Here is a 7,610-nt window from a genome sequence, read left to right as displayed (position 1 = left end):
CGTGAGAACGGCCGGCCGGACGGCGGCTGGCGGGCCCGTCAGCCGATTCCGCCGGCCCCGCGCCTGGATGCGTCACCCGGGACGGAGAAGGCGGGAGCCGGCGTCGTGCCCCGGGGACTGGCTCCGGACGGCCGACTGGACCCGCGCACCATGGCGCTGGCCCTGGAGGAGATCCTGCCCCGGGAGCGGACCTTCGTGCAGGACGGCGGGCACTTCATCGGCTGGGTCCCGCTGATGTGCTCCGTCCCGGATGCCCGCTCGCATCTGTTCGTGGGCACGGCGTTCCAGTCGATCGGCCTCGGGTTCCCGTCCGCCGTCGGTGCCGCGATGGCTCGGCCGGACCGGACCACCGTGCTGGTGACGGGTGACGGGGGCGGGTTGATGGCTTTGGCCGATCTGGAGAGCTTCGTGAAGCAGGCCCGCTCCGGCGTGGTGGTGGTCTTCAACGACGCCGCCTACGGTGCTGAACTGCACCAGTACGCCGCGCGCGGACTGGACGATCAGGCCATGCTCATCGACGAGGTCGACTTCGCCGCCGTGGGCCGGGCGTTCGGAGCCGAGGGGATCAAGGCGGCGAGCCTGCAGGACCTCGACGTCCTGCGCGACTGGGTGGACCGGGGTGCCAAGGGCGTGTTCGTGCTCGACCTGCCGATCTCCCAGGACGTCGTGGCGGAATACATGGCCGAGTCCATGGCCGGTGCCGTCCCGGCCCCGCGCCCGCTGCCCGTGGACTGACTGCGTCCCGCACCTCAGGCCGCACCCCCTCGTCGGCTCCCTATGATGAGTGGATGAGTGAACGTGAGGGCGGCGGCAACCGCATGCTGGAGCGGGTGGCCGCCATCCTGGACGCGGTGGAGACCGGGCCGGCCTCCGCGAGCGGCATCGCCCGCCGCACCGAGCTGTCCGTGTCCACCGTGCACCGACTCGCCCTGTCCATGACCGAGTTCGAGTTCCTTCGCCGTGACTCCGACGGTCGGTTCCGGCGGGGCGCCCGGTTCGTCCGCTCCGCCCTGGAGAACGCCGCGATGCCGATCCTCACCGAACTGCGCGACGACACCGGGGAGACCAGCCAGCTCTGGGTGCGCCGAGGGCAGGACCGCTTGTGTCTGGCCACGGTGGACAGCACCCACACCCTCCGCGCGACGTTGCCGACCGGGACCCGACAGCCACTGCCGGCGGGCTCCGCCGGACGGCTGCTGGCCGACGAGGAGGAGGCGCGGACCCAGATCGACCGTCACGGTTGGGTCGAATCGATGGGCCGGCGCACGCCCGGGCTCGGCTCGGTCAGCGCACCCGTGACGGTGGCGGGCGAACTGGTCGGTGCCGTCTGTGTGGCCGTGCCCCTGGCCCGGGTCGAGGACAGTCCCGGCGCTGACTTCGGCGAGCGCACGGTCCGGGCAGCCATCCGTCTGGGGGACGCCATGGAGACCATCGGCCTTCCCTGAGTCCCGACGCCGAGCGCGCCGGCCCGAGCTGTCGCACCGCCCCGGCATGGTGCCCCTGGAGCACCGTCGCACTGCGCCGGCGTGCCTCCGGTGGCGCCCTGCTGACGTGTGCGCCCGGAACCGACCTCGCCACCCCCTGCGCCCCTCTTGTGAGCCGCGTCACTCGCTGCTATGGTCTTCCCACTGATCAATAAGTAGTTCCCACACAGTGGGAATGTGAGGCGCATAGCGTCAGCGAGTCTGTGGACCGGGGAGATGCCGCCCACCAGCTCGCGACGAGCAAGGCAGGAGAACCATGGCTCACTATGAAATCGCGGTCATCGCGGGGGACGGAATCGGCCCTGAGGTCACAGACGCCGCCCTGTCCGTCCTGAGGGAATGTGAGGCTCGGTACGGGCTGAGCCTCAACTTCACCTTCCATGACTTCAGCGCAGACCTGTACCGCCGTACCGGGCAGAAGATCACCGTCGCCGACATGGACGAGATCGGCAGGGCGGACGCCGTGCTGTTCGGTGCCATGGGGCTGCCGGACGTCCGCGGACCGGAAGGGCTTGAATTGGGCGCTCAGGTGGAGATGCGGGCCCATTACGGCCTCTTCTCCAGCCTCCGGCCGGTTCGGCTGTTCCCCGGGGTGGAGAGTCCTGTCAAGGCGAAGAACATCGACATGCTCGTCATCCGTGAAACGTCCGAGGGAATGTTCGCAGGGTTGGCTGATGAGCACGAGCCCAGCGATGAACGTGCGAGTGATCGCATGACGATCACCCGGGCCACGTGCGAGAAGCTCTTCGACGTGGCTTTCTCCCAGGCACGATCACGCCGCAAGCGGGGCACCCCGGGCCATGTGACCCTACTGCACAAGTCCAACGCCCTGCGAAGCAACGTCCTGATGGAGAAGGTGTTCGACGAGGTCGCTGCGAAGAACGACGACATCGGCAGCGCGAAGTTCTACATCGACGCCGGATCGATGTACATGGTGACCGATCCGGAACGCTACGACGTGGTCGTCACGGAGAACATCTTCGGGGACATCGTCTCCGAGATCGCAGCGGGCCTCGTGGGTGGTCTGGGGGTCGCGCCCTCTGCCGACGTCAATCTCACGCATGGTGTGTTCCAGCCATCGCACGGGAGTGCGCCCGATATCGCAGGCCAGGGGATCGCCAACCCGACGGCGATGATCCTGTCGGCCGCCATGATGCTCGAGTGGTTGGGAGAGCGCCGCGGGGACGAGTTGTGCTCCCAGGTGGCGCGAGACCTTCACGGCGCCGTCGAATCGGCGTTGGCCACCGGCCCCCGGGCTCGCGACCTGGGCGGAACCGCGAGCACCCAGGACGTGGTGAACGCCGTCGTCGGCGCCCTGTCCGCTTCGGTAGTACCAGGGCGGCACGAACACCGTGCCGCCGCTAGATCGTGACGTACGAAAGGCGCGCACCCATGACGTATAAGGTTCTGTTCCTCAACCCCTTGAAGGACTACATCGACCGGCTGGTGGATTCCACGCCGGAGGGCTTCAGTGTCACGGTGATGCCGGCGGATGCGGACGTCGCGGACATGTGCCGTGAGGCCGCGGGTGCCGATTTCCTCATCTCGGGCGTCAGTGTTCCCGAAGAGGTGTTCCTGGCCGCGGAGAATGTGAAGTTCATTCAGTACATGAGCTCGGGTTACGGACAGCTGCCCCTGACTGTCCTGGACCAACTGGGCGTTCCGGTAGCCCAGATGAAGACCCATTCCATCTCCGTCGCGGAGCACGCGCTCACCCTGATGCTGACCCTGCTGCGCCGAATCCCAGCCTCCCTGCAGTTGATGCGCGATGGGAAATGGCGCGAGGACCTGGACGAGACATCCTACTCGGAGCTCTACGGCAAGACGGTCGGGATCGTCGGTCTCGGGAATATCGGGCGCTGGGTCGGCAGGGTCGTGCACCACGGCTTCGGTGCCAACGTGGTTTTCTATGACCGTGCGGAGATCCCTCTGACCGTGTCCGAGCTCATCCCGGCGCGCTCCGTGCCGTTGGAGGAGCTCATGGCGATCTCCGACATCGTCTGCCTGAGTGTTCCGCTGAATGCCGAATCCGACACGATGATCGGCCGTGACGAACTGGCGCTGATGAAGCGGAGCGGTCTCCTCGTCAATGTCGGGCGCGGTGAGGTCGTGGATGAGGGCGCGCTCATCGACTGTCTGCGCGATGGGCGCATCGCCGGGGCCGGCCTCGATGTCTACGCGCGGGAGCCCTTGGACATCTCCAGCGAACTGCTGGCGATGGAGCGGGCGGTGTGCACCCCCCACATGGCGGGCGTGGGCTGGGAGAACGTCGAGCGCAGGATCGCGACCGTGTGGCAGAACATCGATGCGGTCCTGCGGGGCGGTATCCCGAGCGGAGTCGTCACGGCCACGAAGCGAGCGGCGAGCGTTCTGGCCGAGGAGGTTGTCGCGTGAGCGAAGCCATCAACACGGGAACGAACATCCTTCCGCTCGAGGGCATCCGCGTCCTCGAACTGGGCAGCTTCATCGCCGCCCCCTTCGCCGCACGTCTCTTCGGAGACTTCGGCGCCGAGGTCATCAAGGTCGAGCGCCCCGCCGGCGGAGATGAGCTGCGAGACTGGCGCAAGACCCGCGGTGAGACCTCGATGCTCTTCCGCACCATGGGCCGCAACAAGAAGTCGGTGGCCTTGGACCTGCGCAGCGAGCTGGGCCGCGAGGCCGTCCTGCGGATGGCGACCACGGCCGACGTCGTGATCGAGAACTTCCGTCCGGGCACCCTGGAGAAGTGGGGTCTCGGACCGGACGAGTTGACCGCCCGGAACCCGGATCTGGTCATGGTCCGCATCTCCGGCTACGGCCAGACCGGGCCGTACAAGGATCGAGCGGGTTTCGGCAGCTCCGCCGAGTCCTTCGCCGGACTGCGGTACCTCACCGGGGAGCCGGACCGCCCGGCAGGACGTGCCGCCGCCTCCGTGGGGGACACCGTCGCCGGCCTCTACGGGGTCATCGGGGCCCTGATGCTGATGCTCCAGAAGGCCCGCGGCGGGGACACCCGCGGCCAGCAGGTCGTGGACGTGGCCCTGTATGAAGGTGTTTTCAGCTTGCTCGAGTCCCTCGTGCCGGACTACGACGCCTACGGCATGGTCCGCCAGCGCACGGGCGGCCGCCTGCCCGGCGTCGTCCCCACGGGCTCCTATCCGACCGGTGATGGCCTGGAGGTCGTCATCGGGGGCAACTCGAATTCGGTGTTCAAGCGTCTGATGCGTGCCGTCGGCCGTGAGGACCTGGCGGAGGACGAGTCCTTGACCACCACCGAGGGTCGCGGTGCCCGCGAGGGGGAGCTCAACGGCATCATCGCCGAGTGGACCGGAGCCCGCCCGCTCAAGGACGCCCTGGACGTGCTCAGCGCGGAGGGCGTTCCGGCCGGACCGGTCTACGACGCCCCCTCGATCGCCCAGGACGAGCACTACATCGCCCGCGGCATGATCGAGACTCACGAGGTCGTCATCGAGGAGGAGCCCGAACTGGTGCGCTTCCCGGGCGTCGTCCCGAAGATCCCCGGCCACGACGGCCGCGTGGCATGGATTGGCCCGGACCTGGGCGAGCACACCGAGCAGGTGCTGCGGGAGGTGGCCGGGTTCGATGAGGACCAGATCGCCGCCGCACTGTCCGGGACCAAGGGCTCCAAGGCGGTGCGTTGAGTTGGCGACCGTACCGGAGATCAGCATCACAGACGTCTTCCTCCGGGACGGCCTCCAGGACGAGCCGGCCCTGTTGACCCCCGCCCAGCGCAGCGAGATCGGCAAGGCCATCGCGGCGGCCGGGGTGCGGCGGATGGAGGTCGCCTCCTTCGTCAACTCGAAACGGGTTCCGCAGATGGCCGGCGCCGCGGCAGTCCTCCAGTCCCTCCAGAACAGCACGACGGCGGAGCTCACCGTCCTGGCGCTCAACGGCCGGGGCGTGGAGCGGGCCGCGGCTGCGGGGGCCGGGCACGTGCAGATCGTCACCTCCGCCAGTCAGGCGCATTCGTCCGCCAACGCGGGCCGGGGGATCGAGCAGTCCCTGTCAGGGCTGGGGGAGCAGGTGGCGGCGCACCCCAACGTGGACTTCTTCGCCGGGATATCCACCGCGTTCACCTGCCCCTTCGAGGGGCGGATCGAGCCAGAGCACCTGCTGTGGATGGTGCGGGCCTTCAAGGCGATGGGCGTCATGGACATCGGCCTGGCGGACACGCTCGGTACCACGACCACGGAAGAACTGGTCGCCAGCCTGGACCACGTGCTCGCCGGCGAGCCGGAGCTGACCTACTACCTGCACCTGCACAACGCCCACGGCCAGGCACTGGCCACCGTGGACGCCGCGATCGAGCGCGGCATCACCCGGTTCGACTCCGCCCTCGGCGGCTACGGCGGTTGCCCCTTCGCCCCCGGTGCGGCCGGCAACCTTGCCACCGGAGAACTCGTCCGGCATCTCCACCAGCAGGGCCTGGAGACCGGCGTTGACGAGGAGGCCCTGGCCGAGGCCACCGCCCTGGCCCGGCGCCTGCTCGCCGCCGCGCCGAGACTGCCTGAGCCCGCCCACCACTGACACCCCTCTCCACACCCCTACGCACGGAGAACCCCCAGAAAGGGGCCACCATGTCCACCCACTCGACTGACGAGTCCACTTCGACCCACGAGTCCAAGGATTCTCGGACATCGACCGGCCGTCCGCCATCCGACGGGCACGAGACCCGCGACGCCGTCGAGCAGGAAATCTCCGCCGGCACTACCGGCACGTCCGGGACCGGTCTCGCCCACCCGGTGGAGAAGTCCGTCGACGGCCGACCGGGCGTCCACTACGGTGGCGCTAGCTGGAGGCAGATCGCCAGCGTCCCCCTCCCCATCTACCTGGTCCTGGCGGCCATCGTGGTCGTCGCCGCGATGACCGGCAACCTGCCGGAGACCATGCTGGGCGGCTTCGCGGTGACCATCCTCCTCGGTGGGCTCTTCATCTGGCTGGGCAACCGGGTACCGCTGATCCGCGACTACGGCCTGCCGACCATCCTGTGCACCTTCGCCCCGGCCACGCTGGTCTACTTCGGCCTGGTCCCGGAGCAGATCATCACGGTGGCCAGTACCTTCGTGGACGAACAGGGCTTCCTGGACTTTTTCGTGATGGCCATCATTGCCGGATCCATTCTGGGCATGCCCCGCCAGTTGCTCATCAAGGCCGGCCCCCGGTTCGCGGTTCCGCTGTTGGGGGCCATCACGGTGGTCTTCGTGGGCATCGGTGCCCTCTCCATGCTCTTCGGGAGGGGCTTCTTCGAGGGCGTCCTCTTGATCGCGGCCCCCGTCATGGCCGGCGGTCTGGGGCTGGGTGCCTTGCCGATGTCCGAGATGTACGGTGAGCGGACCGGTCAAGGATCGGATGCCTTCATGGGGGATCTGATGTCCGCCGTGGTACTGGCCAACATCTTCTGCATCATCTTCGCCGGTCTGCTGAACGGCATCGGCCGGAAGAAGCCGAAGCTGTTCGTGGGTTTCTCCGGCAACGGCGAGCTGATGCGGATTCACGGTAAATCTGAGGATCTGCAGATGCCGAAGAAGAACTCGAGCTCCTCGTTCATCACCCTGGGCAAGGGGCTGCTGCTGACGGCGGTCGTGTTCGTCACCGGCGAGTTGCTCGGTGCCTACCTCCCAGTGCTGCACCCGTTTGCTTGGGCCATCGTGGTCCTGGTGGCCCTCAAGCTGCTCAACCTGCTGCCGAAGGATCTGGAGGCATCCGCGACCGACTGGGGCGATCTCATCAACGCCGTTCTGGTGCCGGCTCTGCTGGTGGGCGTTTCCCTCACCTACATCAACATCGACGAGGTCCTCGCCTCGGTGTCCGACCCCTCCTTCATCCTGTTGATCTTCCTCACGGTTGCCGTCGCCGCAGTGTCGTCCGGGATCATCGGATGGCTCGTGAAGTTCAACTTCGTGGAAGCGGCGGTCACGCCGGGGCTGGTGATGGCGGATACCGGCGGCAGTGGCGACGTCTCGGTGCTGAGCGCGGCAGACCGGATGCACATGATGCCGTTCGCGGCTATCTCGACGCGGTTCGGCGGCACCGTGGTGCTCTTCGTCACCTCGCTCATGGTGCCTCTGCTGGTCCTCTGATCAGGGTCTCTCAAGGCGCGGCGGTGTGGATGCTGGAGGTGGGGGG

At 67.9% G+C, this 7,610-nt stretch carries 7 protein-coding genes; all 7 read left to right on the top strand.

Features of this window, described 5'->3' with window-relative positions; all coding sequences use genetic code 11:
- On the top strand, positions 1–735 hold a 735-nt coding region (locus tag RUH65_RS14730; protein WP_313818365.1), incomplete at its 5' end, for a thiamine pyrophosphate-dependent enzyme.
- A gap of 53 nt (positions 736–788) precedes the next feature.
- Positions 789–1,445, top strand: a complete 657-nt coding sequence (locus RUH65_RS14725) for a helix-turn-helix domain-containing protein (protein ID WP_313818364.1) — start codon at positions 789–791, stop codon at positions 1,443–1,445.
- A 295-nt stretch (positions 1,446–1,740) separates the two neighbouring features.
- Positions 1,741–2,856, top strand: a complete 1,116-nt coding sequence (locus tag RUH65_RS14720) for an isocitrate/isopropylmalate family dehydrogenase (protein WP_313818363.1) — start codon at positions 1,741–1,743, stop codon at positions 2,854–2,856.
- Between the two features lie 20 nt (positions 2,857–2,876).
- Positions 2,877–3,878 carry an NAD(P)-dependent oxidoreductase gene (locus RUH65_RS14715; RefSeq protein ID WP_313818362.1) on the top strand — a complete coding sequence of 334 codons (1,002 nt, stop codon included), beginning with the start codon at positions 2,877–2,879 and terminating at the stop codon, positions 3,876–3,878.
- Positions 3,875–5,125 (top strand): CaiB/BaiF CoA-transferase family protein, encoded by a 1,251-nt coding sequence (locus RUH65_RS14710; protein WP_313818360.1) that lies wholly within the window; start codon positions 3,875–3,877, stop codon positions 5,123–5,125. The genes RUH65_RS14715 and RUH65_RS14710 overlap by 4 nt, the downstream gene beginning before the upstream one ends.
- Position 5,126: 1 nt before the next feature.
- Positions 5,127–6,011 (top strand): hydroxymethylglutaryl-CoA lyase, encoded by an 885-nt coding sequence (locus tag RUH65_RS14705; RefSeq protein WP_313818358.1) that lies wholly within the window; start codon positions 5,127–5,129, stop codon positions 6,009–6,011.
- Positions 6,012–6,061: 50 nt separating this feature from the next.
- Positions 6,062–7,564, top strand: a complete 1,503-nt coding sequence (locus tag RUH65_RS14700) for a 2-hydroxycarboxylate transporter family protein (protein ID WP_313818356.1) — start codon at positions 6,062–6,064, stop codon at positions 7,562–7,564.
- Positions 7,565–7,610 lie beyond the last annotated feature (46 nt).

Origin of the sequence: Citricoccus sp., assembly GCF_032154715.1 — a bacterium.
GTDB lineage: Bacteria > Actinomycetota > Actinomycetes > Actinomycetales > Micrococcaceae > Citricoccus.
Note: the sequence above shows the minus strand (reverse complement) of the source record. Positions and strands in the feature narration are given on the sequence as shown.

Excerpts from the sequence above, each read along its gene's own strand:
- RUH65_RS14725 (WP_313818364.1), top strand. The coding sequence starts at position 789 with ATGAGTGAACGTGAGGGCGGCGGCAACCGCATGCTGGAGCGGGTGGCC.
- RUH65_RS14720 (WP_313818363.1), top strand. The coding sequence starts at position 1,741 with ATGGCTCACTATGAAATCGCGGTCATCGCGGGGGACGGAATCGGCCCT.
- RUH65_RS14715 (WP_313818362.1), top strand. The coding sequence starts at position 2,877 with ATGACGTATAAGGTTCTGTTCCTCAACCCCTTGAAGGACTACATCGAC.
- RUH65_RS14700 (WP_313818356.1), top strand. The coding sequence starts at position 6,062 with ATGTCCACCCACTCGACTGACGAGTCCACTTCGACCCACGAGTCCAAG.